The sequence below is a fragment of the Vibrio chagasii genome, assembly GCF_002954585.1.
GTDB classification, from domain to species: Bacteria; Pseudomonadota; Gammaproteobacteria; order Enterobacterales; family Vibrionaceae; genus Vibrio; species Vibrio chagasii_A.
This window is the reverse complement of sequence record NZ_MSCI01000001.1, coordinates 57,063-81,534: the sequence shown is the minus strand read 5'-3', so window position 1 is coordinate 81,534 and position 24,472 is coordinate 57,063. Positions and strand designations below refer to the sequence as shown.

Sequence of the window (24,472 nt, the reverse complement as noted above, 5' to 3'; positions counted from 1 at the left end):
CAGACTGATTAGCTTGTTTATTGTTTACCATTTACGTGTAACTTGTATTGATGATCACAGTTTTACTGAACACTATGACTTTCATTACATATCATATTTTGATTTGAGTATTTTTTGTCGGAAATTAAGTGCTACAGATTGTTAAAGTCAATAGCCTTTACCTACGCATAAAACTTGATTAATGGCTAATATCACACCAACTTACAGATAATTTATCTGCATTTATTTTTCCTAGCAGAATAACCAGTCGTACCTTACAATCCTGCCACATAAAAATTACAAGTTACACACAACGCATATCAAGCACATTTAAGTGGCACAAAAGACCACCGCTTGATAGCTCAACCCCCTATGCTGATTGGCTTCCCTACAACCGCCATGACTGCAGAACTTAACGTGAAAGGTCCCGAGTAAAGATGAGTCCCGAAAAGCACCTCCTAGACTGGCAAACTAGTCAAACTATTGCTGAATCCATCGCTCCAACTTTAGGTCAGTTATACCGCCAAAAAGGCGTAGAAGTTATCCTCTTCGGTAAGACCTTAGTCAACGCAACAACGATCGACATCATCAAAGCTCACCGCATCGCAAAACGCTACACAGGTTCACCGCTAACCGCAGAACAAACTCAACCAATCATCCAACACCTACTATCAATGCGCTTGTCACCTTGCCGCGTTGATGTTGGTCGCCTGGCAGCTCAGTACTGGGAAAACCACGAAGATCTCAGCGCGATTGATGATTTCCTTCAAACGGCTCTGATGGGTTCATTAGAAGGCGAAGCGATGACTACACCTCGCGACGTTGTATTATACGGTTTTGGTCGTATCGGTCGTCTACTGACTCGTATTCTTGTAGAGAAAAGCGGCCCAGGTTACCCACTTCGTTTACGTGCAATTGTGGTTCGTGGTGGTAAAGACGGTGATTTAGAAAAACGTGCAAGCCTACTACGTCGTGACTCAGTTCATGGCCAGTTCAACGGCAGCATCGTTGTAGATCAAGAGCGCAAAGCGATCATCGTTAACGGTAATTTCATCCAAGTTATCTACGCAAATAAACCAGAAGACGTGGATTACACGGCTTACGGCATCGACAACGCACTGGTTGTTGACAACACAGGTGTGTGGCGTGACACAGAAGGCCTAAGCCAGCACGTAGCGTGCAACGGTGCAAGCAAAGTACTGCTTACTGCACCTGGCAAAGGTGACATCAAAAACGTTGTGTTCGGTGTAAATGAAGATGTAATTCAACCTGAAGACACCATCATCTCTGCGGCAAGCTGCACAACCAACGCGATTACACCAGTGTTGAAAGCCGTTCACGACAAATTTGGCGTTCTGTCTGGTCATATCGAAACGGTTCACTCATTCACCAATGACCAAAACCTGATTGATAACTTCCACTCAGGTGACCGTCGTGGCCGTGCTGCTTCATTGAACATGGTACTGACATCGACTGGCGCAGCAAAAGCAGTATCAAAAGCGATGCCAGAAATGGAAGGCAAGCTAACAGGTAATGCGATTCGCGTACCTACGCCAAATGTTTCAATGGCAGTAGCAAACCTAAACCTTGAGAAAGGCACCAACAAAGAAGAGCTGAACACGTACCTACGTCAAATGGCACTATCTTCTGCCCTATCTGCTCAAATCGATTACACAGATTCGACTGAAATTGTTTCTACAGACTTAGTTGGTTCTCGTCACCCTGGCGTTGTTGACGGTGTTGCGACTATCGCACAAGACAACCGCGCTGTTCTGTACATTTGGTACGACAACGAGTTTGGCTACAGCTGCCAAGTTGTTCACTGTATGGAACAAATGATGGGCGTACGCTACAAAACTTACCCAGCGGTTTAATATCTCTGAGTAAAACAAGCTCCACAACATAATAACTATATCCGCGAAGCCTGTTTCAGGCTTCGCAACCCCTTCTGTTTTACTCCCCCGTATAAACAGGAGGGTTGCCACTTAGATCAGCTCTCTCTAACTGATCTGAGTGGCCTTTTTATATCAGAAATTCTGATACACCGTCACTTCTAAAGCTCTACCTCAATATCAGACTGAATCGTGCTTGAACATGCCAGTACATAACCTTGTTCAATCTCTTCTGCTGTCAGTGTCTCTTGGCTGCTAGATTCCACCGAACCTTTCGTCACTTTGCATTTACATGAGCCACAAATACCGCTGCGACAAGCGGTAATGATCGGCACACCCGCTTGCTCTAGTGAATCAGCGAGCGGCGTACCTGCTTCTGCTTCCACTTCTTTGCCAAAAGTTGGGACAAATACTTTGACGACACTGTTCTCATTGTCAGCGATTTCAGTTTGAGGCTCTTCTGACTGAGCGTTCTGAGTAGCTGGTGTAAAGCTTTCTTGATAGAAGTTGTCCATGTTGAACTCAAGTTCTTTTAGATAGCTTTCTATGTCTTGCATGAAACCAACTGGGCCACACAGATAGACGGTGCGATCTAAAATGTCAGGGCTTAGACTGACCAGCCAATTATTATCCAATCGACCTTGAGGGGCCGTGGTGCCTTGATTATCTTTAAGTAATAGCTTCAGATTAAAATTAGAGTAAGTTTCATCAAGTTGGTGTAGCTCTTCAAAATAAATCGTCTCTCGCTTATTACGCGCCATATGGATGAAGTCAATTTCAACGCCGCTATCTTGAGACAGCCAATACTTCACCATCGCCATAACAGGTGTGATGCAGCAACCAGCACTCACTAGTGTCACTTTGTTACTCGTTGTTGGCGTGCAATCAATACAGTTAAAACCACCAGCAGGCTTCAATACAGCAACCTCATCACCTTCATCAAGCTCATCGACAATAAAGTTAGACACCAAGCCACCTTCAACACGTTTAACCGTAAGCTTTAGGCGATTGTCCTCTGGGCAAGAAGCGATAGAGTAAGCTCGATAATCGGTTTTTGTCGGCATATCTAAGCCCAAAGTGATGAACTGCCCCGGCTTGAAATTGAAGTGCAAGTCTTGTGGGATACTCCCCAACTCAAAGCTGACCGTATCTGGTGTTTCGTGCCATTTCTTTAAGCACACTAAATTGATTGAATCGCTATCCGACCATGCATACATCGTAGGTTTACCTTGCTCTAAAGATTAAAATCGAAAAAGCCCCGCCGTTGTCGCTTCTGTAAAACGTTACAACAACGAGGCTTATGAGTTGGCTTGAACTAAGCCGCTAGGATTGTTTTAAGATCTTGTTCTGGCGTTGAGGTAGAACGCATGTCGAACTCGTCTTGAATAATCTTAAGCAGGTTTTCTGTTAGGAATGCTGGCGCTGTTGGACCTGTGTAAATGCCTTTCACACCCAGTGCAAACAGAGTCAGCAGGATAACGATCGCTTTTTGCTCAAACCAAGATAGGACGAGTGTTAGCGGCAGCTCGTTGATGCCACAGTCAAACTCTTGAGACAGTGCTAAAGCAAGCTGAATAGCTGAGTACGCATCGTTACATTGACCCACATCTAATAGACGTGGAATACCATTGATGTCACCAAACTGGTTTTTATTGAAACGGAACTTACCACACGCCAAAGTTAGGATAACTGAATCTTCTGGTGCTTGAGCGGTGAAGTCTGTGTAGTAGCTACGCTCAGATTTATCACCGTCACAGCCACCCACCAAGAAGAAATGCTTAATGTTGCCTTCTTTCACTTGATCAACAACCGCAGGTGCAGCTTCCATTAGCGCATTGCGACCGAAACCAACAGTGATCATCTGCTCGATCTCATCATGCTTGAAGCCTTCTTGAGCTAATGCACAATCGATAACCGCGCTGAAATCATCACCCTCAAGGTGAGCAACACCCGGCCAACCTACAATGCTACGTGTAAACAGACGATCAGCGTAAGCACCAACATCTGGGTTAAGCAGGCAGTTCGAGGTCATTACGATCGCGCCAGGGAAGTTCGCGAACTCTTTCTGTTGATTCTGCCAAGCGCTGCCGTAGTTACCCGCAAGGTGTGGGTATTTGTGCAGTTCAGGGTAACCGTGTGCAGGTAGCATCTCGCCGTTGGTGTAAACGTTGATACCCTTGCCTTCAGTTTGCTGAAGAATCTTTTCTAAGTCATGAAGGTCGTGACCAGAAACAAGAATACAGTGGCCTTTCTTAGTCTTCACATTCACAGTCGTTGGCTGTGGGTGACCAAAGGTGTCTGTCTCACCCTTGTCTAGCATTTCCATTACTTTGTAGTTCATCAAGCCGATCTGCATTGATGTATCCAATAACTGTTTTAGGTCAGTTGGATCGGTTCCTAAGAAAGCCATGATCTCATGGTATTCAGCAAAGATAGCATTGTCTGTTTGCCCAAGAACACGAGCGTGCTCCATATACGCAGCTGCACCTTTTAAGCCGTATAGACAAAGAAGACGAAGACCAATCACATCTTCATGTTGAGATTCATGACCACGGTTAACCGCAGCTTGTGGTGCAAGCGCTAAAAGCTCTGAAGAGTCCGTTGGAAGATCGAATTGCGCGGCAGGAGAAAGCGCTGGAATTTCGAAACCGATTAGAGCCGCAGCTGCACGAACTTTTTGCTCTAGACGCTGTTTAAATTCGTGAGATTGTTGAGCAAATTCAATAATACGAGCAGGGTCGAAGTTCACGTTAGTGAGTGTCGCGAAGAACGCTTTTGGCGCCCACTCATCGATTTCAGTATCAATAACATCGCAAGTGCGACCTAAGTTTGCCCAAAAAGAAACACCTTGAAGAGAATACACCAACACATCTTGAAGGTCGGATACTTCCGATGTTTTTCCACACATACCTTGTGCGAAAGAACAGCCTTTTACAGTAGGTGTTTGAATAGTTTGTTCACATTGAATACAGAACATATGGGGGCTCCAGTAATTTTTATTAGCTGTAAGTACTTCGCTTACAGTGACTTATTCCAAACCCTATAGAGCATCAAGCGTGCCAACTTTTAATTCATTGATTTTTAAGCAATTAACTTTAAACCATATTTTTAGTGCGTGATTATGACTACATTTTACGAGCCAAAGCAAACACACACGTGTCATAGTGACTCTCAGCAATTATTTTACGGCGTTCATGTTTCGTTCAGAAAAGGAGCGATAAAGTAACAACATAGAAAAAGAGGAATGAATATGAAAAATATATTAGTTACGATTGTTGCGCTATTTACTGGCCTTTTGGCGCTATTCACAAGCTTGATCCTTGCTATTCCTTTGGCTATTGCAGCATTAATCACAGGCAAGCGCATTCAAAATCAAATGAAGAAACAAGGCTTCGCTGCTCATATGAACACTCATCACTCATCAACATCTGATGCGGGTGTTATTGAAGGTGAATACGAAGACCTTTCAAATAGAAAATAGTCTAAGCTTTTGCTTCAAGAAAACAACGATAGAGACTACACCAAATAATGCATAGAAAGACCGTCCTAACTCTGCTCGCTATTACGACTTTAGGTCTCGTTGGATGCTCTAACGAGACCATCACTCCAGCTTACGAAGCTTCGCCAAGCCTACCTGAATATCAGCAAGACAGCTTCGATGCCTATGTGACTGAAACTCAAGACTGGCTATTAAAAAACCGTGTATTCATCACCAAAGACAAGCAACTAGAGGTTCAACTTAATTCACCTACTGAGTACAAACCGACCTCCCCTAATGGCAAAGCAGTTCTGTTGGTCCATGGATTAGGTGACTCGCCGTATTCGTTCAAAGACATTGCAGAACATTTAGCCGACCAAGGTTACTTGGTGAGAACCGTGCTGCTTCCAGGCCACGGCAGCCGTGCAGGTGACTTAATGCAACCGCATCTCGAAGATTGGCAAGGCGTGGTAGCTCACCATACTAAGTTACTTGAGCAAGAGTACGATTCAGTATGGCTAGGTGGTTACTCTACCGGTGCAAACCTTGTGACTTCACAAGCGATGAAAGATCCAAAGATCGCCGGGTTACTGCTGTTTTCACCTGCATTTCAACCGAATTCATCGGCCGTGCAATACGCGGGGCTAGCGAGCTATTTTGTGACTTGGGCGGACCAAGATCCTGAAGACAACATACTGCGTTATAACTCACTGCCAATGAACGGAGCATCGGTATACTACGAGACCTCAGAAATCGTTCGTGACGACTTAAAAGAGAAGCAATTCGACAAACCAGTGTTCATTATGATGAGTGAAGGCGACAGTGTGATTGACACTAGTTTCGTTCAACAGGCGTTTACTAAATCTATGCCAAACCCGAATAACGTCTTGGTATGGCAAGGGGAAACTAAGCTCGATGACCCTCGCGCTGTGCAATACAGCATGAAAATCCCAGAGCAACGAATCTCAAACGGTTCTCACATGGGCTTGTTGTTCTCACCAAACAATCCGTATTACGGTATCAATGGTAGTGAGAAAATTTGCTCTAACGGGCAAGAAGAGGGCTTTGAGGAAAAGTGTAATGCGAACAGCGAAGTGTGGTATTCAGCATGGGGATACCGTGAAGAAGGTAAAAATCACGCTCGCCTAACGTATAACCCTTACTTTTCCGACTCGATGGCCAAACTAGATTCAGTGCTAAACTCGGCAGGTTAGTCAGACAAACTCATAAAAACTAAAAAGCTCACTAGCGATTCGCTGTGAGCTTTTTTAATACATCTCTTGTTATTGCAAGTCGATTGCCTAACGCTATATGGTCCACACCACACGCACAGCAAGCAAAATCAAAACGATACCTGACAGTCGATCAATCAACTGCGCTTTTGAACGGATTCGTTCAACAATGAGAGGGCTAGATAGCACCAAGGTGATGAAGGTGTACCATAGACCATCAACAATCAGCGGAGTCGAGACAATAATCACTTGGTTGGTCAGCTCATTGCCAAGCGCGACAAACTGGCTAAACAGAGCGATGAAGAACAGTGCGATCTTAGGACTCAAGATAGAGATTAAGAAAGCTTCACGAGCAGACTGCATGTAGCTCATCTGTTCACCTGCCTCTAATTTGGCAGCTACACCACCTTTCGAACGCAGAGCATTTACTCCCAAGTACAACAGATAAGCTGCACCCGCCAAGCTAATACCTTTAAATAACGTTGGAGATTGCTCCAATACCACTGCCAAGCCTACGATGGTTGCAAACGCATAAATACCAATACCCGCAGCGTGTGACCAGGCAGCGATAAGCCCGTTAATACGACCACCAGCTAAGCTGTGTTTAGCGATCATTGCTAAACTTGGCCCCGGAGACATTGCTCCCAATAGGCAAATCGCCAATAAAGAAAACCAAATTGTTACCGTCATCATTCCATTCCTAGTCAAACCATACGTTCTAGTTGAACGCTTTACCATTGATAGTTAGCATAATTATCACTTGGTATTATTTGAAATCAAAGATAATCATCATGGTTATGATTTTAAGTCATACTTATATTGTAACTCGACTTTTGCATTGCCTCGAACGCCTTTTCTCGAGCCCATTTATGTGCAGAGTCGTTGTCGTACTTCGGGTGCCACATTAACCAATAGGTGTGCATTTCGGTTTCGAATGGCAATGGAAAATACTTAACCTCAAGATGCCTACCTAGGTTATAGGCAATGTGCTCAGGTACAATCATCAAATAATCGTCTTGCATTAACACGTTACTTGCCGATGAAAAGAAAGGAACCTTAAATGCCACTCTGCGTTTAAGCCCTTGCTTTTTCAATGCAATATCGGCGTAGCTGTCTTTGTCCCCTCCTCCAGTCACCTTGATATGAGAGTACTGGACAATATCTTCGGAGCTCAACGCCTCTTTCTGAGCCAATGGGTGTGATTTGCGCATTAAACACACCGATTTGTCCTCTCCAAGCTTGATGCTCGATACATGATCCGGCTTTTTAGGAAACATGCTGGAAGCCAAGTGGATTCCTGATTCATTGAGTGATTCAAGGTAGTTTGGCTGCCACAAACGGTAGGCCAAATTGATGTTCGGCGCGTCTGCTGATACCTCGGCAACAATCACTGGCAAAATATACTGAGCAACATAGTCACTAGAAGACAATACAAACTCACCCTGCCACTCTTGCGGTTCAAATGGTTTGTCATCTAGCAAGTGGTCAAATTCACCGAGTAAGTCATCGAGTTTCTCTTTAAGCAAAATAGCTCGATTGGTTGGCACCAGCTTATTACCATCACGCACTAATAGAGGGTCGCCACATAAATCTCGTAGCTGGCTCAGTTGGCGGCTCACCGCTGATTGTGTGATATGCAAACGTTGTGCGGCTCGACTCACATGACACTCCTCAAGAAGGATATGCAATGAACGCAGTAGATTTAAGTTAATATTGCCTAGCATGAATGTACCGCCGAATTCAGCTTGTTAAAAAACTCGGTCAACACAGTATGAGTCATTAGATGGCGAAGCTCTGGATAGCTTTGCAGCTGATCGCGAACTTGATTTAAACGTTCCATACTCTCGACCTCGACATACAGCATCATATCGGTCTCCCCACTAATTGAGTGGCACCATTGCACACCGTCAATACCATGAATTTGGTTTGCGTAAGATTCGCAGCTATGGTCACTGCTCGACAGGTCGAACTTCAACGAAATATAAGCGCATACGTTTTTCGTTTGGTTGGGCTCATCAACCAAAGCGCAGTATCCTTTGATGACTTTGTCACTTTCCAACTTCTTAATTCGCGCATTCACCGCCGAACGAGAGAGGCTCACTTCTCTCGCAATATCGCTCACTGAGCAACGAGCATTGCTTTTTAGGATATCCAAAATTTGGCGATCAAATTTATCCATGCTTTTGATTCTTCCCATTTATTGTTCTATTTATCACGCCTAATTTGACACAACTCTTGAACTTATAACAGTCGCTGGTTAGGTCAGCCGACACTTTGACACTTAATCCACGAAATACCGTTAAAATGACGGCGGCTTACGACGTTTCGCTAGCTGTATTATTGATGACGACAATGTATGCTTTTATTCACACTCTTTTCCATTTACAGATCAAAATCGTCACAGGCTAGGAGAGCGAATGACCCAGCTAAAACAAGAAATCACGCTAATGTCCGGTATCGGGCAACTTTCAACGACCTTGCTTGGTACTGGGCTATTTATGATTCCCGCTATCGCGGCAGGTATTGCAGGTCAATTGTCACTGTTAGCCTGGTTAATCCTGTTTATCGCCATTTGCCCTATTGCTCTCACTTTCGCCGCGCTAGGTAAACGCTACCCGAACGCGGGAGGCACGGCCTATTTTGTTCGCCAAGCGTTTAGTGAACGATTGGAAACGAGTGTCGCTTGGTTGTTTGTTAGTGTAGTACCCGTAGGTATTCCAGCAGCTATCGCGCTAGCTGGCGGCTTTGCCCAACAGTTATTACCAACTCCGCTCGACACACCACTCGGCGCTCAATTTTTTACCGTGGCCTTACTAATTGTGGTCAACTTGATGGGCAGTAAGTCTTCAGGCCGCCTGCAAACCGTGATTGCCCTTTCGATCTTTGCCTTAGTCAGCGCTTTCGTTTGGAAGGCAGAGATCACTGTCGCCGATATAGCGATACCGAGCCTATCCTCTGACTCTATGTGGTCTATCGGCGCCGCACTGGCCGTGATGTTTTGGTGCTTTGTCGGGATCGAAGCTTTTGCTCATATGGGGGAAGAGTTCAAGAACCCTCAACGTGATTTCCCTATTGCTATCGTTGTTGGTTGTTTCGTTGCTGGCTTAGTGTATTGGGCCTGTTCAGTGGTAATCCTAAAGCTAGGCGCGTATGGCTCAGCGGAGTTTGATGCCGCATCAATCCCATGGGTAACTGAACAACTGTTTGGTAATGGGTTTAAAGCTGTTATCAGTGTTCTTGGTTTCTTTGCCTGTTTCGCTAGCCTGAATCTATACACCCAAAGCTTGTCACGAATGGTCTGGGCTCAGGCTCGTCAGCATCGACCTGATGGCAAAATGGCACAGCTCAATAGCCGCGGAGTGCCACTATACCCAACGTTAGCAATCGGCGTTATCGCTCTGATTTCATGTGTGATTGGCGAGCTGTCCAATCTAGATCTTGAGTTCTTTCTAAAACTCGCTAACGGAATTTTTGTTCTGGTTTATCTGCTCGCAATGCTAGCTGCTTGCCAACTTCTGAAAGGTACATCTAGGTACACGGCGATGCTTTCGTTGGTTATCTGTACTGTCGTGTTTATCTGCCTAAGTTGGTCAATGCTGTATGCTGTGACGATTTTTGTGACATTGTCACTCCCTTGGCAAAAGTGGTTTGGTAAACCCACCGTCTCCATCGATAAGTTATAAGCACTATTGATCCCTTTATTGATAAAAAAGCCGAGCGATCGCTTTGATCTTCGGCTTTATTTCTGCCAAACGAACATTCCCAAAACCCAATAACGCCCCATTCCAATCGCGCTCAACACTCGAGCCATATTCGTAAAAAGAAAATGGTCGAATAATAATATTGTCGAGTTCAGCTCTTCGGCTCCATTCATATTCAGAAATGCCACCATCCCATTTGACGGTGACATGCAGTCCCGCCGCTTGGCTTATTACCTCAAGGTCACCATTAAACTCACTTTCAATAGCATCAATCATCGATTCGTACTTGAGTTTGTACGAACGGCGCATCTTCCTGATATGTCGTAATAAATCACCTTCACGAACAAAATCAGCCAATGCTTCTTGAGTATGGCTTGCGGTGTCTCCACTGAGCGCATCTTTTATCTCGAGACACTTAGTAACCAAGTGCTCTGGAACCACCAAATACCCCAAACGAAGGCCATTGAACATCACCTTACTTAGTGAGCCAACATAGATGATTCGGTCATCCAAACCAAGCTTGCCTGCCAACCCTTGCATACTGGTATATGGTCGGTGCGCGAACTGAAACTCACTGTCATAGTCATCTTCTATGATCCAAGATTGGTTTTTGTTCGCCCAATCAATCAGTTTTAGACGCTGCTCGGTATTAAGCGTAGTCCCCATAGGGTATTGATTACTTGGGGTGACATACAAAGCCTTGGCTTTACTAGAAAGAACTTTATCGATATCAAGCCCAACCTTTTCTCGTACCGCCACACCGTCTAAGTTGAGCTTTAACAGATCAACGATTTTATGGACTTGTCGATACCCAGGTTCTTCCATCAATAGCTCATCCCCCGTCATCAGCGTCGCCATCAAACCAATGGAAATCGCTTGTTGCGCCCCCGCGGTGATAATAATTCGATCAGCATGACAACGAACAGATCGGCTACTTGCAAGATACCCACTAAGCGCATCTCGCAAGGCCACACTTCCTTGGACATCTTGGTTGCCTGCAATATTTTGACGTGTTGAATGTCGCTGCAGTAGCCTTTGCCATTTCGCAAAAGGAAAAGCGTTGAGATCAGGCACTCCAGGGGCAAAGCCACCATTGATATCCAGTGCTGTCTTTATGTTCCTACGTGCTACCTCGGCCTGCGTAGCCAACTGACTCGTCTTTTGCACAAGGTTAGGTTGAGGCGAGTTCAAGAAATGTTCGGGCTGTTCGACCGACACATAAAAACCGGAACCTTTTCGACTTTCGATATAACCTTCCGTGACTAACTGCTCATAAGCGTAGATCACGGTATTTCGGCTGACCGACAACTCAACAGCCAACTTGCGTGTTGAAGGTAACTTGCTGCCTTTACTCCATAAATCTTGAACGATCTTCTCTCTGATCGCATGGAATAAAGCGGTTTGACGCGTGTCATGTTGCTCACTAAGTTGTAGGTCACCGACATCGATAGGCTGCATAACTGGATCCAAATAGTGTTTAAAAGTGGCTCTATTTAATAGACCAGTTAATCGCTACATTAATCAAAAGGCAATGATTAAGGAGCGATTATGTTATCCAACGCGAAAAGAACCACGATTAAAAAAGGGGCTCACAAAGCCGTATTTGAACAAGAGAAACTGCATCAGATCATTGATGAAAGCTTAATCGCGCACATTGCATTACAAGGTGAACAAGGCCCGATGGTAATACCGATGCTCGCGTGGCGAGTCGATGACATGGTCTACATTCATGGCGCCAAAAACAGTCGCTTACTAAAAGGGCTTAAGAAAGGCGAGCCAACCTGTTTAACATTCACCTTATTCGATGGTTGGGTCTTGGCTCGCTCAGCCTTTCATCATAGCGCCCATTATCGTTCTGCTGTGGTGCTCGGATCATTTTCAGTCGTCGACGACAATCAAGAAAAGGATCGCTTGCTGAATATCTTCATTGAGCAGATAGCCCCAGGAAGAACCGACGAGGTTAGACTGAGCAATGAAAAAGAGCTCACTGCGACTGAGTTATTGGCGATACCGCTAACCGAAGCATCAGTAAAAATTGGTAAGCATGGTGTGAATGATGACAAAGCCGATATGGATATCCCGGTTTGGGCGGGTGTACTCCCCTATCGAACTATTGTGGGGCCACTAGAAACTGTAACTGAGCAGGAAGGGCTCATTGAAAAGCCAGATTATCAACAAGCTTATGGTGAACGCTGGTATCAAAATTAACAGACCGAAATGGTCAACACGTTAAAATTGTATACAATCTGGTTATCAAAAATTTAACATCAGTAAATAACGTAGCCGAGCGATGCAGACGAATAAGGACTTTCAACAACATCAGGGCTTGCTCAATGGTATTGGGCAAGTCTACTTCACTCCAACAATCATCACGTCGGTTTTATTTCTGATTGCCATCTCAGTCGAATCCCTTCCCCTCTCAGCCCTCACACTATTCGGCGCAGCGAGCAGTTATGTGTTTGCTTACTATAGTAGGAAGCCAATCGATAACATCAATAATGGAATGTATGCGTTGAATGGTGCACTTGTCGCACTGTTTATCGGTAATATATTTGGGATCACACCCGTCTTGGTGATAGTTACCTTCTTAGGTGCACTGTTCACTGTACCCATAGCAACCGTGGTATTTGGCTTTAAAAAGTACCTCGGCTATACCAGCGCTTTCGTCATAACATCTTGGTTAATTTATGTGGCTCAGTGGAGCTTAGATCTAACGGTATTTTCTCCTTCTGTCGATGAGCAAGCTCCACACATCCACACAGCGACAAATTTAGAGATTCACCTCCCCCCTTTTATCGTGACCATGCTTAAAGGAGTCAGCCAAGTCAGCTTTGTCAACAATACGTGGACGGGGCTGATTATTTTAGTAGCGATCATGCTCAACAACATCCGAAACGCTATTTGGGTAGTGTTGGCAGTAGCCATCAGTACTCTGTTTAGTGAGGTAATTGGCGCAGATGGCGAACTGATCGCTCAAGGGCTATATGGATACAATGCTGTGCTAGCGACACTCGCATTGATTCTATATCCAAGAGTTTCATGGGGTTGGGCGATATTAGGCGGTGTACTTAGTTGTTTAGTGACACTCATATTCCACACTCTTAACTTACTGCCGCTAACCGCACCTTTCATTCTCAGCACTTGGGTCATGGTGTACTTATCGAGCAAACAACACACCTGATATCGCTCTATAAGCCGGTTCTAAACCTTTCGACATACTGCTTCGGAGTCAAGCCACGGTGCTTTTTGAACATTCGCGTAAAGCTTGCCACGTTGGTATAGCCGAGGCGTCTCGCCACCTCTTCAACCGGCAATGAATAACTCAACAACTCAACGGCAACGTTACTCAATGCGTAACCCATAATAGTGGAAAAGTTGACCCCGAGCTTGTGCAGTCGTCGCTGAAACTGCTGCTCAGACAAACCAAGTAAACTCGAAACCTTGTTCAACGTTGGTAAGCCAAAATGGCGACTATAGTTGATCATTTCATAGGTCACCTTATGTTCATCACCTGCGTCTGGCATATTGAGATAGTTATCTAAATCATGGAAATTCATCGCTAAACTCATTTTCCCTTCTGACGGTGAGTGATTCATAGATAGCCTAGATTTACTCGGTATCCATACCTCAGTTCTTGGTTGTCCCCATTGAATATTGCAACCAAAGTACTCGTGATAAAGCTCAGTATTTTCTCGATGTCCGGCAATAGAAACCGCAGAAGGCACGAAATCAGGCCCGAGATAACGCCTTAATATTTTCATCATAAAGATCGCAACACGTACTGAATCGTGTACCTTGCCAGTCTCGGAGTATTCAGGGTTGTCATAACACCACTTAATCAAGTTACCCACTTGCGCCCCATATAAGAACGCGCCCGACTGCAGACAATGCAGCCCGATGTTAACGCGTCGAATGGTCGAAGCTAGGTCGTGTCCAGAGAAAAACCAGTTAGCAAGTGGCCCTAACTTCTCGATATCGACTCTATCAGCAAGCTTTAAGATGATGTCTGGATCATCCGTTTTCTGCTCAAGTAAGCCATACCATTTATCCACTTCATTGACCGGAATTAGGTTCATAGCGTTAGCAAATACCGATTTGGGAATGCCTAAAGAATCCATATCTAGCTCACGATTCACCGCTGCGTACTGATATATACCTAAAATTCCTAATGCTCTTAAGAAGTTACAATTATTCATTCGTCGCAAACCCCAGCCAACACAATTACAGATCACCTCATATAGGTGTCATTATTAAAGTAATTAGTAAATTTGCAACCTATAAATCTGATATCAATCACACTCAGCGCTCAATTTAACCTAGGGTATATCAATGAGTTTAGTAAGTGTCCCATTTGTTGGAACTGGCGCTGACACAGTGCTACATGTGGTTGCAGGTGTTGTACTCGTCGCAACGATTGCAGCTGCATGTTACGGGTTCTGGCGTGTCCATGAACTACCTATCAACAAGGCTCACAGTAAAGAGCATCAACAACTCGGTTTGATCACCGCGCTCACTTGGATTGGCTTTTTATGGCACTGGGTGTGGGTACTCGCCGTCATTTTGGCATTCGTTGATATGGAAAAAGCAATCATCAACCTTAGGGATACATGGAAAGCCCCCGCAACACCGAAAGAAACCAGTAACGCTGATAACAAAGACGAGGAGAAGCAAGCATGTTAGAAGGCTTAGCTATTTGGGCACTGTTCATTTATTTACTGAGGCTAATTGGCATGCCTTGGAATAAAGGAACGAAAGCCTTTGCGTACCTAGGTGGTACTTCTTGGTTGCTATTTGTGTGGGTAGGACTGATTAACTTTACGCCAATGGACCTCTCAGGTGGTTCCGTCGTTCAATCTCCCCATATTCAATTACGTCCAGATTCAACCAATGTGACAGGAAAAACCACGAAAGTTCATATTCACCCAAACCAAGACGTAGCTGAAGGTCAGTTGATCTATGAGATTGACGACACCAAATATGTGATCGCTCGAGATAAGGCGAAGGTTCAACTTGAGTCAGCAGAGGTAGCGTTAGACACAGCTCGCCAAGAAGTCAGCATTGCAAAAGTCAGCTACCAATCAGCGCTTGAGGACATCAAAGCTTCGATAGCACAAATTGAATCAGCAAAAACCGACTTAGTTTTGCAGTCTAAGACACTGGATCGTTATCAAAAGCAAAACAGTGTGGTTGAGCACACCATTACAGAGTCTGACATCGACCAACAAACCGCAAAGGTGGACTTAGCAACACACAACGTCACTACACTTGAATCTCAGTTGAGTAAGAAAGAAGTAGATGCGGAGAACGCTAAATTAAACATCCACAAAGCCGAAACCAATGTAAGTAAGAAGCAAACCGAGGTCGACTCTGCAAAAGCGACGTTGGCAAAAGCACAATGGGACTTGAATAGCACGAAAGTAACGGCGCCATCAGATGGCTTTGTTACCAACTTTATTCTTCGTGAAGGGCAACGTGTTTCGATGATGCCTCGTATACAAATGTATACCGAAGAGAAATACGTGTTAATGCGAGTAAACCACCAAGCGATTCGCAACATCAAAGTCGGTCAGCCTGCGGAGTTCGCAACAGCGGTATACCCAGGGAAAATCTTCTCTGCGACAGTTGAAGGAATTGTGGAAGCAACGGGTGAGGCACAAGCCAGCTTATTAGGTATCGATGAACAGGTTCGAGTAACCACAGGTCGAAACCTTCAGAACAAGCATCACTTCGTTCGTTTGAAGATTGATGAAACAGAAGGTTACGACATCCCTGTCGGCTCAGTAGGGCTTGCTTGGGTTAGTGGTGAGAAGCCAATTAGCTTTATGGCCTTCCTGGATGTTATTCGTGGCATCATCATCAGAATGAAGTCTCAACTGTACTTCTTCTACTCTATCTAACCACCTTCATGGATTAGAAACACCAAGCCCGAGTGATCACTGATCACTCGGGCTTTTCGTTTCTTGAATACAAACCAATAAGCTTAACTCAGAAAGAAGAGCCAACAGCTTGTCCCCCCCTACTATTTATCGTCAAACCAATAGTAATTCGCAAAATGCATTCGCATTACGCAAAAACCCAATTTCAAAATGCTAAGAAAGCGCTTAAATACGCACCAAATTGCTATCAAACAGTCGATAATCAAGGTTGTTAGAGTTGGCACACTAACTGCAATGTAGTCTGTGACCCTTCTTAAGCCGAGGGTCACCTAGCCAACTGACGTTGTTAGTGAACCTATACTTGTTCACAAAATATATAAGCCAATCGCGGTTATTGCGATTGGCTATTTTTTTACCTATCGTTTACCAAGCTTGCATTCCCTGTATACAGATAACCATTCATACCAATAACAATCAACATTCATACTCAACCTACACCTTGTTAGCCACCAACAAGTGATAGAAAACGTTTTCTATTAATTCCTATGAGATAATTCATAAAAATAACCTTATGTTTTATATGTAAATTTGACCAAAAACTGGTTTTAACGACCGACTATTGACAAATTTAGCATTGACTATGTGATTTATATCACCATAATGCGCACGTTTGCCTGCAATATGGCGACCGTTAATTTTAATTTTGATCATTTGCGGAGGTTAAAAAATGGCTGCTGATAATAACTACAGTCTAGGGCCGGTTCCAACATCGGCTAGGAAAGGAGTTGCTTCACTCACCATGGTAATGCTTGGACTCACTTTCTTCTCTGCAAGTATGTGGACAGGTGGTTCACTCGGGACAGGCCTTTCATTCAACGATTTCTTCCTCGCCGTTCTCATCGGTAACCTAATTCTCGGTATTTACACTTCTTTTCTTGGCTACATCGGCTCATCTACTGGCCTCTCAACTCACCTCCTAGCTCGTTTCTCTTTCGGTACCAAAGGCTCATGGCTTCCTTCAGCCTTACTTGGCGGCACACAAGTCGGTTGGTTTGGCGTAGGTGTGGCTATGTTTGCAATTCCGGTACAAAAAGCGACAGGCATCGATACCAACACACTGATCATCGTATCGGGCTTGTTAATGACAGGTACAGTGTACTTCGGCATCAAGGCGCTAATGGTACTTTCAGCGGTTGCCGTTCCTGCTATCGCGATTCTAGGCGGCTATTCTGTGCTGACAGCGGTAGACAGCGTAGGTGGTCTAGAACAGCTACAGCTTATCAAGCCGGAAACGCCAATGGACTTCTCTGTTGCGCTCGCGATGGTTGTGGGTTCATTTGTGAGTGCAGGTACATTAACGGCTGACTTCGTGCGCTTCGGTAAGAAACCAGCAAGTGCGGTACTCATTACTATGGTCGCATTTTTCATCGGTAACTCACTGATGTTCATCTTCGGTGCAGCCGGTGCTGCTGCTACAGGCCAAGCTGATATTTCTGATGTTATGATCGCACAAGGTCTTCTACTTCCGGCGATTATCGTCCTAGGTTTAAACATCTGGACGACTAACGAAAACGCACTGTACGCATCAGGTCTAGGCTTCTCAAACATCACCGGTCGCTCAAGTACTACAATGTCTATCATCAACGGCATTATCGGTACCATTTTCGCGCTTTGGTTATACAACAACTTCGTTGGCTGGCTAACGTTCCTTTCGCTAGCGATTCCACCAATTGGTGGCGTAATCATCGCTGACTTCTTCGCGAACCGTAAGCGTTACAAAGATTTTGCAAATGCGGAGTTCCAAACCGTTAACTGGGCTGGCATTATCGCGGTTGCAACAGGCGTAGCAGCAGGTCACTTCCTTCCTGGCGTTGTTCCATTGAACGCAGTATTAGGCGGTGCTATCAGTTACCTAGTGCTAAACCCTCTATTGAATAAAAAAGCTCTGAAATCTCAGGCCGCTTAAGGACACACTATGACAACCTTATTAATCAAGAACGCAAAACTTCAAGACCAAGAAGGCTTGAAACAGATTCTGGTTGAAAATGGTCAATTTTCTCGCATTCTCGATAATGACGCGCAAATCAACCATCAGGGCGAAACTCTTGATGCACAAGGCGGCATTGCGGTTTCTCCTTTCTGTGAGCCGCACATTCACCTAGACACAACTCAGACAGCTGGTGAGCCTAACTGGAATATCTCTGGTACCTTATTTGAAGGTATTGAGCGTTGGGCGGAGCGTAAAGAACTGCTTTCAATTGAAGATGTTAAGTCACGTGCGAAGCAAACTCTGAAATGGCAAATTGCCAACGGTGTTCAACACGTTCGTACTCACGTAGACGTGTCTGACCCAACGTTAGTCGCGTTAAAAGCGATGGTTGAAGTGCGTGAAGAGATGAAAGAATGGGTCGACATCCAGATCGTTGCATTCCCTCAAGAAGGCATTCTTTCTTATCCGAACGGCAAAGAACTTCTAGAAGAAGCGGTGAAGATCGGTGCGGATGTTATCGGTGCTATTCCACACTTTGAGTTCACTCGTGAATACGGTGTTGAATCATTACACTATGTATTTGAACTTGCACGTAAATACAACTGCTTGATTGACGTTCACTGTGATGAAATCGATGACGAGCAATCTCGTTTTCTTGAGACACTTGCAGCCCTAGCTCACAAGTTCGAAATGGGTGAAAAGGTAACAGCAAGCCATACAACAGCGATGGGCTCTTACAATGGTGCTTACGCATCTCGCCTATTCCGCCTGCTGAAAATGTCTGGCATCAACTTCGTTGCAAACCCGTTAGTGAACATTCACTTACAAGGTCGTTTCGATGATTACCCTAAACGTCGTGGCGTAACTCGCGTGAAAGAGATGCTCGCTGCCAACATCAACGTTTGTTTTGGCCACGATGATGTCTTTGACCCATGGTACCCACTAGGCACAGCAAACATGCTTCAAGTACTGCATATGGGCCTGCATGTGACTCAAGTTATGGGCTACGACCAAATCAACAACTCGCTTGATTTGATTAGCAAAAACTCTGCTCGCACACTGAACATCCAAGACAACTACGGTATCGAAGAAGGCAAGCCTGGTAGCCTACTGATTCTTCCTGCTGAAAACGGTTTTGATGCAGTACGTCGTCAAGTGCCTGTGCAGTACTCAGTACGTCACGGTAAAGTGATCGCAGAGACACAACCAGCAAAGACCAAAATTAATCTAGATAAAACGGAAGATGTAAGCTTTAAACGCTAATATCGTCTATAATTATGATCGAATAAAAGGAAGCTGAGATGCTTCCTTTTGTTGTGTTGTGCGAAGCAATAAAACTATCACTAATTCAGTGTGTTTTTTGTGGATTCGCACGGTATGACAAAAAAAACACTGATTTCGCAATCAATGTGTGTACATCTCGAAAGACTGTGTTAACATGCACTCGCTCTGTTAGCCGGAGTTATTTAAGTTAGATGAATAGTAAAAAATTGACATGTAAAATCGTTACCCGTTTTTGTAAGTAGTTTTTCCTTATTTCTTAGCAATATTAAATAATTCAATTATCAGCGCATTGCATTGAATGCAATCAACAATTTAGAAAATTTATGAATAAGGGACAAATTATGTCTAACACAAATACTGGCACTGTAAAATGGTTTAACGAAGAGAAAGGTTTCGGCTTCATTTCTCAAGACAACGGCGGCGCTGACGTATTCGTACACTTCCGTGCTATCGTTTCTGAAGGTTTCAAAACTCTGAAAGAAGGCCAAAAGGTTTCTTTCGAAGTTGAAAACGGTCAAAAAGGCCTACAAGCAGCAAACGTTGTTGCTCAATAATTAGCATTAGCTAAAAAGAATTTTAAAGCGCTGATTTTTATCGGCGCTTTTTTGTATCTGTCGAAAAGTTTCTGCCTCCCTCCTACTGCTGAGCGCTTCCTCTACCCCACGCTTAAATCACTCGCAGTTCTAACAAACGAACTCACTTTGGCTCACCCACATAAAGCGTCATTTCTCCAAATCCTTGCCTAGCTTTGGTTCTGCTATCTACATCGCTGTTGCAAAGTGAATAACTCAAAATATGGTTAAAGAACAATCCATTAGATCGCCGTTATAAGTACGCAATCGATATGCATAATAAAAATGAGTAATTTATCCAACCCTCATCCATTAATTATATAATTTTTAAAGCAAAGCTCCTCGAAATCCGCTAACCTTGTCCACAAGTGGCTTTAGTTGGTTTGATATCTGCAGTAAAAATAATGAACAAAGACGAATTTCAGAAATCCACCGCTAATCTAAAGAAAGCGGTGCCTCTTATGATGAAGAACAGGGTGTCGACCACACCTGCAAATTACGCCCTTTGGTACACCTATGTCGATAATGCGATTCCGCAACTGACTAAAGAGATGGATGGCGTGCTGGAGCATTATGGCATCTGCCCTCCTGCTGTTGGTGAACAACTTTACAACAATTACGTTGCCAGCAAATCAGAAACCAATATCAATGATCTGCGCGCTAACTTGGAACTATTGGTATCTGAACTATCAAACTCGATGAATGATACTCTGACGGATACTTCGGCTTTCTCGGATATGATCGATAAGAGCTTTGAGGATCTGTCTCGTGTGGAAAATGAAAGCCTCTCTATCGACGAGGTGATGTCTCTAGTACGTCAGCTTGTTTCTGAGTCTCGAAACATCCGTCATTCAACTCAATTCTTGAATTCTCAGCTCAACTCAGCGACCTCTGAAATCTCTAAGCTCAAAAGCCAGCTTGTTGAAGTACAGAAAGACGCACTATTTGACAGCACCACCACCCTATACAACCGTCGCTCTTTCGACCGCGACTTAGAAACGCTCTGCGAAGCGAACCAGTCTCTTTGTTTGATTCTCCTCGACATCGACCATTTTAAGAACTTCAACGACACCTATGGTCACCTATTTGGCGACATGGTTCTAAAAGGCATCGCTCGTAAACTCAAGCTAAGTTGCCGTGAAGGCATTTCTGCTTATCGCTTTGGCGGTGAAGAATTTGCACTGATTGTGCCGAATAAATCAGTACGCATCGCACGCCAACTGGCTGACACTAACCGTCGTTCGTTAGAGAAGCTATCGATTAAAGACCGTCGCAGTGGTGAACAAGTCGGAAATATTACTGCTTCTTTCGGTGTGGCTGAACTTGAACCTGGAGAGTCACCACATTCATTGATTGAACGCGCAGATAAGTTGCTTTACGAAGCCAAAACACTCGGCCGTAATCGCGTTATGCCACTTTAAAGACAATCACTTGCTCGGCGATTGAAGCCAAATACGCGTGGTGAATACTAATTAAAACTAGAAAGCCCCAAAGGCGTTACCTTTGGGGCTTTTTTTTACTGTGTTCTGAGAACTAGGCTTTAAATTTGGAAGCAGTAGTTAAGGCAGTAGTCTTCACCACTTTTTGCTCTAAATTCTTTATCTTCACTGCACGCCTTTGGCTTACCCTTTTCATCGCCTTTAACTAGGCTGATCCAGTGGCGCATCGCAGCAATAGTTTCTTGTTGTAAAGTCGTATTCGTTGCTTCAGTTGGAGCTTGACCGAATGTCGTGCAAGATTCCAATTGGATATCATCAATCTCTACCAGTTCAATGCAGCCAGTACCTTTGTGACAACCAAACATCACTTCTAAGTGACTTCCGCTACCATCACGGAACAAGATTGAATCAGGGTCGCTCTTCTCACCCATGTAGGCTACAAAGTGCTTAGGGTGTTTTAGGCCGCTATGCTGTCCGTCTTTGAAGTAAGCCATGATATGACGGTAATCGACTACGTAGCTCGTTACGTCTTGGTGAGAGCCATGCTCAAGAGGAAATAGACGGTCAAGCAGTTGCTTTGCTTTCACTTGTTTCTCATTTTGCTGGTTTGCACTGATTGTCTCCACGGCAAAGACAGCTTCAGCGATAAATGGCTTTGATTGTTTTTGGATTTCTGTTTTATCGAATGTAAGCATATTCATAGTCTTTCCCTCTTGACTAGTCCGGTGAAAACCACCGATTTTTAACGCAAAAATGAGTCCTAGAGCAATTATTCCAAACGAACGATTAACTTATTTATCGTTTTGTGAATTGCTTAGTTTGTAGATTAGCGCTTTTTTACATACAATTTGACAACAAAAATTTTACAATGTGAATTTTACAAATATGGCCTTGTCAAAAAGTTTAGTTCGTCAGTCACATTTTCTAGGTACCAAGATACGTAACCTTAGGAAGCGTAACCATTTAACGATGGAAGATCTGTCTGCGCGTTGTATTAGAATCAACCCAGAGTATGCACCTTCCGTTTCTTACCTCTCTATGATTGAACGTGGAAAGCGAGTCCCAAGCATCGATATGCTTGAAGTGATTGCTCAGGTCTTCCAAAAGAGCCCAACATGGTTTCTTGACGATGAATCAGAACAGCAGGCCATTGCTCCCGACAAAGGTAATCGAGGCGGGATTAGCGGTATGGCTCTTGAGCCTAGCTTCCTTTTCTCTAACGACATCCTGCAAATTGCGATACCAGAGATGTTGTCACAAACAGGTATCTCTGGGCGGCAATTCGCGCATCTATTAATTAGAGCCCACCAAGAGAGCCACCAGAACCACTTCCCTGACCTTGAACGCGCTGCTGAAGAGGTAGGCCTAAAACGACTCAACCTCAACATAGAAGACCTGATAGACATCGCTAGAAGCCTCGGAATCAACATCCGCTGGGTAACACGTACACCGCAAGATGTAGTCGATGAACTTGGAATCAACGCCAAACAGTTGGTAACGTCCTTCTTTGAACCGCCTAGCACCATCTTCTTAAATGAAATCCTCAAAGAGTATCCAACGCGTTTGAAATACGACTTGTCGGTTTACATCGGCCATTGCATTTTGCATAGCAAAGAAGGGTTAAAGAGTGTGTTGTCTGTTGGTAATAACAACACATGGGACGACACTCAAGTGTCAGGCTCCTCCCAACTCAACTCTCAAGATATTTTGCAAGCATGGCGAGATTTTGAATCCAGCTTCTTTGCTGGAGCGCTACTGTGCCCTAAAGTTCCATTCAGACAGTTACTTGACCGTACCGGTTATGAAATCGACGTTCACAAAAGAGCAGGGGTTTCCCCCTCTGTTGCGATGCGTCGAATGACGGTAGTATCGCCCTACCCTCACTGGCACTACTTTGATGCTTATGGACCGGGGAAACTCAAGGCCGTATACCGCGGGAACGGGATTCCACTGCCTTGGGGAAATATGAGAACGGTCGCCGACCCATGTCAACATTGGGCTGTGTTCCGTCGATTATCTGAGCCCCGTGCGGGTAGCTCGGCTCAAATCTCCATTTTGAATGTGGGAGAGGAGCCAAGAATCTACTGTTGTGAATCCATCAATATGACGGATCCAGCGGGTAACAATCGCGTATTGTGTGCAGGCATAGACCTCAACCCTGCGATTGATGCCCAAGGCGGTAATTCAAGAGAAATAGCAGAGCAGCTTAAGGCTTCATGCGTTAATAATGGCGGCTCTGTAGCTATCCCACGTAACATCAAGAAAGATCTCACGACAATAGCCAAGATTCTAAATATAAATTGGATTGAACGTGGGATTGAAACAGAGGCGAGGCTTATCTGCTCCAGAGGCGGAGAGTGCCCACGCCAACCAAGCTGTTATTCAAAGTGCGGTGAGTGATAATAGCGAAACCAGTAGAGCATGGATCTTAGTATTCATGCTCTGCTTGTTTTGCTTAGCAAAGTTGAGCGAGCTAATCAGGGTTAATGGATAATTCGGTTTGCTTGGTTTTGGAAGAGAGTAAGAAGTAAAACAAAAATAGAACCTCAAATTCAGGCAAAAAAAAACCAATCACAAAAGGGCGATTGGTCATATATTTTGTGTGAACAATAAAGGTTCACTAACAACGTCAGTTGGCTAGGTGACCCTCGGCTTAAGAAGGGTCACCTATAACAATGCAGCATACGTGCCAACTTTTAAAACACCTATTTACTACGCATCTGGACACGTATTAGCCGTAAATTCCTGTTTGTTTTGCAAACTGGAATTGCAAATTGCAAATAACAACAAAAACGCTAGTGATTATGTTGTTATTAAACAATCATTAAAAATTGGTTACCCTTGAGTCAAATCACTGTTTTTAGTTTATTCAATAGGTTTAGCCTCCACCAGCTCTCTCCTTTTCAAAACATCATGTATAAAAAAACGCGAACATTGATACTCAATATTCGCGTTTATTCGATTCTAAAGAGACTGGAGATGTTTCCCAGGAACGACGCTCAGCTTAGCGCCCTCCCCTCAGTTCATAT

General features: G+C 44.3%; 21 protein-coding genes. 13 read left to right on the top strand and 8 right to left on the bottom strand.

Annotated elements, in window-relative coordinates; translation table 11 throughout:
* The first annotated feature begins 416 nt into the window (after positions 1–416).
* Entirely contained in the window at positions 417–1,853 is a 1,437-nt protein-coding gene (locus BTO10_RS00385) for a glyceraldehyde-3-phosphate dehydrogenase (protein ID WP_105023155.1), read from the top strand.
* Between the two features lie 179 nt (positions 1,854–2,032).
* Here the strand turns inward: BTO10_RS00385 and BTO10_RS00380 are convergent, their stop codons facing one another.
* Positions 2,033–3,088, bottom strand: a complete 1,056-nt coding sequence (locus tag BTO10_RS00380; RefSeq protein ID WP_105023154.1) for a hybrid-cluster NAD(P)-dependent oxidoreductase — start codon at positions 3,086–3,088, stop codon at positions 2,033–2,035.
* A 98-nt stretch (positions 3,089–3,186) separates the two neighbouring features.
* Complete coding sequence (gene hcp, locus BTO10_RS00375; protein WP_105023153.1) at positions 3,187–4,848, bottom strand: hydroxylamine reductase; 1,662 nt, start codon at positions 4,846–4,848, stop codon at positions 3,187–3,189.
* Between the two features lie 273 nt (positions 4,849–5,121).
* Here hcp and BTO10_RS00370 point away from each other — a divergent pair, with 273 nt between their 5' ends.
* Positions 5,122–5,352 (top strand): hypothetical protein, encoded by a 231-nt coding sequence (locus BTO10_RS00370; RefSeq protein WP_008217274.1) that lies wholly within the window; start codon positions 5,122–5,124, stop codon positions 5,350–5,352.
* A gap of 47 nt (positions 5,353–5,399) precedes the next feature.
* On the top strand, positions 5,400–6,563 hold the full coding sequence (locus BTO10_RS00365) for an alpha/beta hydrolase (RefSeq protein WP_105023152.1): 1,164 nt from the start codon (positions 5,400–5,402) through the stop codon (positions 6,561–6,563).
* A gap of 93 nt (positions 6,564–6,656) precedes the next feature.
* Here BTO10_RS00365 and BTO10_RS00360 read toward each other — a convergent pair whose 3' ends face one another.
* The 3 genes from BTO10_RS00360 to BTO10_RS00350 form a co-directional block, all read right to left on the bottom strand.
* Positions 6,657–7,271 carry a LysE family translocator gene (locus BTO10_RS00360; protein ID WP_102424705.1) on the bottom strand — a complete coding sequence of 205 codons (615 nt, stop codon included), beginning with the start codon at positions 7,269–7,271 and terminating at the stop codon, positions 6,657–6,659.
* 113 nt (positions 7,272–7,384) lie between these two features.
* Positions 7,385–8,305 (bottom strand): LysR family transcriptional regulator, encoded by a 921-nt coding sequence (locus tag BTO10_RS00355; protein ID WP_105023151.1) that lies wholly within the window; start codon positions 8,303–8,305, stop codon positions 7,385–7,387.
* Positions 8,299–8,760: an Lrp/AsnC family transcriptional regulator gene (locus BTO10_RS00350; RefSeq protein WP_105024217.1), complete on the bottom strand. Its 462-nt coding sequence runs from the start codon at positions 8,758–8,760 to the stop codon at positions 8,299–8,301. The genes BTO10_RS00355 and BTO10_RS00350 overlap by 7 nt, the downstream gene beginning before the upstream one ends.
* Positions 8,761–8,998: 238 nt before the next feature.
* Between BTO10_RS00350 and yjeH the strand changes: the two genes are divergently transcribed.
* On the top strand, positions 8,999–10,264 hold the full coding sequence (yjeH, locus tag BTO10_RS00345; RefSeq protein ID WP_105023150.1) for an L-methionine/branched-chain amino acid transporter: 1,266 nt from the start codon (positions 8,999–9,001) through the stop codon (positions 10,262–10,264).
* 15 nt (positions 10,265–10,279) lie between these two features.
* Here the strand turns inward: yjeH and pdxR are convergent, their stop codons facing one another.
* Positions 10,280–11,740, bottom strand: coding sequence for a MocR-like pyridoxine biosynthesis transcription factor PdxR (gene pdxR, locus BTO10_RS00340; protein WP_105023149.1), 1,461 nt, complete (start codon positions 11,738–11,740; stop codon positions 10,280–10,282).
* A gap of 90 nt (positions 11,741–11,830) precedes the next feature.
* Here pdxR and BTO10_RS00335 point away from each other — a divergent pair, with 90 nt between their 5' ends.
* Positions 11,831–12,490 carry a pyridoxamine 5'-phosphate oxidase family protein gene (locus BTO10_RS00335; RefSeq protein ID WP_105023148.1) on the top strand — a complete coding sequence of 220 codons (660 nt, stop codon included), beginning with the start codon at positions 11,831–11,833 and terminating at the stop codon, positions 12,488–12,490.
* Positions 12,491–12,572: 82 nt separating this feature from the next.
* Entirely contained in the window at positions 12,573–13,463 is an 891-nt protein-coding gene (locus tag BTO10_RS00330; RefSeq protein WP_105023147.1) for an urea transporter, read from the top strand.
* A gap of 7 nt (positions 13,464–13,470) precedes the next feature.
* Here the strand turns inward: BTO10_RS00330 and BTO10_RS00325 are convergent, their stop codons facing one another.
* Positions 13,471–14,478: an AraC family transcriptional regulator gene (locus BTO10_RS00325; protein WP_105023146.1), complete on the bottom strand. Its 1,008-nt coding sequence runs from the start codon at positions 14,476–14,478 to the stop codon at positions 13,471–13,473.
* 133 nt (positions 14,479–14,611) lie between these two features.
* Here BTO10_RS00325 and BTO10_RS00320 point away from each other — a divergent pair, with 133 nt between their 5' ends.
* The 6 genes from BTO10_RS00320 to BTO10_RS00295 all read left to right on the top strand — a co-directional run bounded on the left by BTO10_RS00320 (position 14,612) and on the right by BTO10_RS00295 (position 21,425).
* Positions 14,612–14,962 carry a hypothetical protein gene (locus BTO10_RS00320; RefSeq protein ID WP_004742350.1) on the top strand — a complete coding sequence of 117 codons (351 nt, stop codon included), beginning with the start codon at positions 14,612–14,614 and terminating at the stop codon, positions 14,960–14,962.
* Complete coding sequence (locus tag BTO10_RS00315; protein ID WP_105023145.1) at positions 14,956–16,179, top strand: HlyD family secretion protein; 1,224 nt, start codon at positions 14,956–14,958, stop codon at positions 16,177–16,179. The genes BTO10_RS00320 and BTO10_RS00315 overlap by 7 nt, the downstream gene beginning before the upstream one ends.
* Before the next feature lie 706 nt (positions 16,180–16,885).
* A complete protein-coding gene (gene codB, locus BTO10_RS00310; protein WP_105023144.1) occupies positions 16,886–18,124 on the top strand; it encodes a cytosine permease in 1,239 nt (412 codons plus the stop codon).
* 9 nt (positions 18,125–18,133) lie between these two features.
* Positions 18,134–19,411 carry a cytosine deaminase gene (locus tag BTO10_RS00305; protein ID WP_105023143.1) on the top strand — a complete coding sequence of 426 codons (1,278 nt, stop codon included), beginning with the start codon at positions 18,134–18,136 and terminating at the stop codon, positions 19,409–19,411.
* A 362-nt stretch (positions 19,412–19,773) separates the two neighbouring features.
* Complete coding sequence (gene cspE / locus BTO10_RS00300; RefSeq protein ID WP_004740083.1) at positions 19,774–19,986, top strand: transcription antiterminator/RNA stability regulator CspE; 213 nt, start codon at positions 19,774–19,776, stop codon at positions 19,984–19,986.
* 422 nt (positions 19,987–20,408) lie between these two features.
* Positions 20,409–21,425, top strand: a complete 1,017-nt coding sequence (locus BTO10_RS00295; RefSeq protein WP_105023142.1) for a GGDEF domain-containing protein — start codon at positions 20,409–20,411, stop codon at positions 21,423–21,425.
* 119 nt (positions 21,426–21,544) lie between these two features.
* Here BTO10_RS00295 and BTO10_RS00290 read toward each other — a convergent pair whose 3' ends face one another.
* Positions 21,545–22,144: a malate synthase gene (locus BTO10_RS00290; RefSeq protein WP_004740081.1), complete on the bottom strand. Its 600-nt coding sequence runs from the start codon at positions 22,142–22,144 to the stop codon at positions 21,545–21,547.
* 184 nt (positions 22,145–22,328) lie between these two features.
* On the opposite strand from BTO10_RS00290, the gene BTO10_RS00285 reads away from it, so the two are divergent.
* On the top strand, positions 22,329–23,843 hold the full coding sequence (locus BTO10_RS00285; protein WP_105023141.1) for a DUF3612 domain-containing protein: 1,515 nt from the start codon (positions 22,329–22,331) through the stop codon (positions 23,841–23,843).
* Positions 23,844–24,472: the final 629 nt, after the last annotated feature.

Excerpts from the sequence above, each read along its gene's own strand:
- BTO10_RS00350 (WP_105024217.1), bottom strand. The coding sequence starts at position 8,760 with ATGGATAAATTTGATCGCCAAATTTTGGATATCCTAAAAAGCAATGCT.
- hcp (WP_105023153.1), bottom strand. The coding sequence starts at position 4,848 with ATGTTCTGTATTCAATGTGAACAAACTATTCAAACACCTACTGTAAAA.
- BTO10_RS00290 (WP_004740081.1), bottom strand. The coding sequence starts at position 22,144 with ATGAATATGCTTACATTCGATAAAACAGAAATCCAAAAACAATCAAAG.
- BTO10_RS00325 (WP_105023146.1), bottom strand. The coding sequence starts at position 14,478 with ATGAATAATTGTAACTTCTTAAGAGCATTAGGAATTTTAGGTATATAT.
- BTO10_RS00320 (WP_004742350.1), top strand. The coding sequence starts at position 14,612 with ATGAGTTTAGTAAGTGTCCCATTTGTTGGAACTGGCGCTGACACAGTG.
- BTO10_RS00305 (WP_105023143.1), top strand. The coding sequence starts at position 18,134 with ATGACAACCTTATTAATCAAGAACGCAAAACTTCAAGACCAAGAAGGC.
- BTO10_RS00335 (WP_105023148.1), top strand. The coding sequence starts at position 11,831 with ATGTTATCCAACGCGAAAAGAACCACGATTAAAAAAGGGGCTCACAAA.
- BTO10_RS00355 (WP_105023151.1), bottom strand. The coding sequence starts at position 8,305 with ATGCTAGGCAATATTAACTTAAATCTACTGCGTTCATTGCATATCCTT.
- BTO10_RS00315 (WP_105023145.1), top strand. The coding sequence starts at position 14,956 with ATGTTAGAAGGCTTAGCTATTTGGGCACTGTTCATTTATTTACTGAGG.
- BTO10_RS00330 (WP_105023147.1), top strand. The coding sequence starts at position 12,573 with ATGCAGACGAATAAGGACTTTCAACAACATCAGGGCTTGCTCAATGGT.
- BTO10_RS00365 (WP_105023152.1), top strand. The coding sequence starts at position 5,400 with ATGCATAGAAAGACCGTCCTAACTCTGCTCGCTATTACGACTTTAGGT.
- BTO10_RS00380 (WP_105023154.1), bottom strand. The coding sequence starts at position 3,088 with ATGTATGCATGGTCGGATAGCGATTCAATCAATTTAGTGTGCTTAAAG.
- BTO10_RS00370 (WP_008217274.1), top strand. The coding sequence starts at position 5,122 with ATGAAAAATATATTAGTTACGATTGTTGCGCTATTTACTGGCCTTTTG.
- yjeH (WP_105023150.1), top strand. The coding sequence starts at position 8,999 with ATGACCCAGCTAAAACAAGAAATCACGCTAATGTCCGGTATCGGGCAA.
- BTO10_RS00285 (WP_105023141.1), top strand. The coding sequence starts at position 22,329 with ATGGCCTTGTCAAAAAGTTTAGTTCGTCAGTCACATTTTCTAGGTACC.
- BTO10_RS00360 (WP_102424705.1), bottom strand. The coding sequence starts at position 7,271 with ATGACGGTAACAATTTGGTTTTCTTTATTGGCGATTTGCCTATTGGGA.
- codB (WP_105023144.1), top strand. The coding sequence starts at position 16,886 with ATGGCTGCTGATAATAACTACAGTCTAGGGCCGGTTCCAACATCGGCT.
- BTO10_RS00295 (WP_105023142.1), top strand. The coding sequence starts at position 20,409 with ATGAACAAAGACGAATTTCAGAAATCCACCGCTAATCTAAAGAAAGCG.
- pdxR (WP_105023149.1), bottom strand. The coding sequence starts at position 11,740 with ATGCAGCCTATCGATGTCGGTGACCTACAACTTAGTGAGCAACATGAC.
- cspE (WP_004740083.1), top strand. The coding sequence starts at position 19,774 with ATGTCTAACACAAATACTGGCACTGTAAAATGGTTTAACGAAGAGAAA.
- BTO10_RS00385 (WP_105023155.1), top strand. The coding sequence starts at position 417 with ATGAGTCCCGAAAAGCACCTCCTAGACTGGCAAACTAGTCAAACTATT.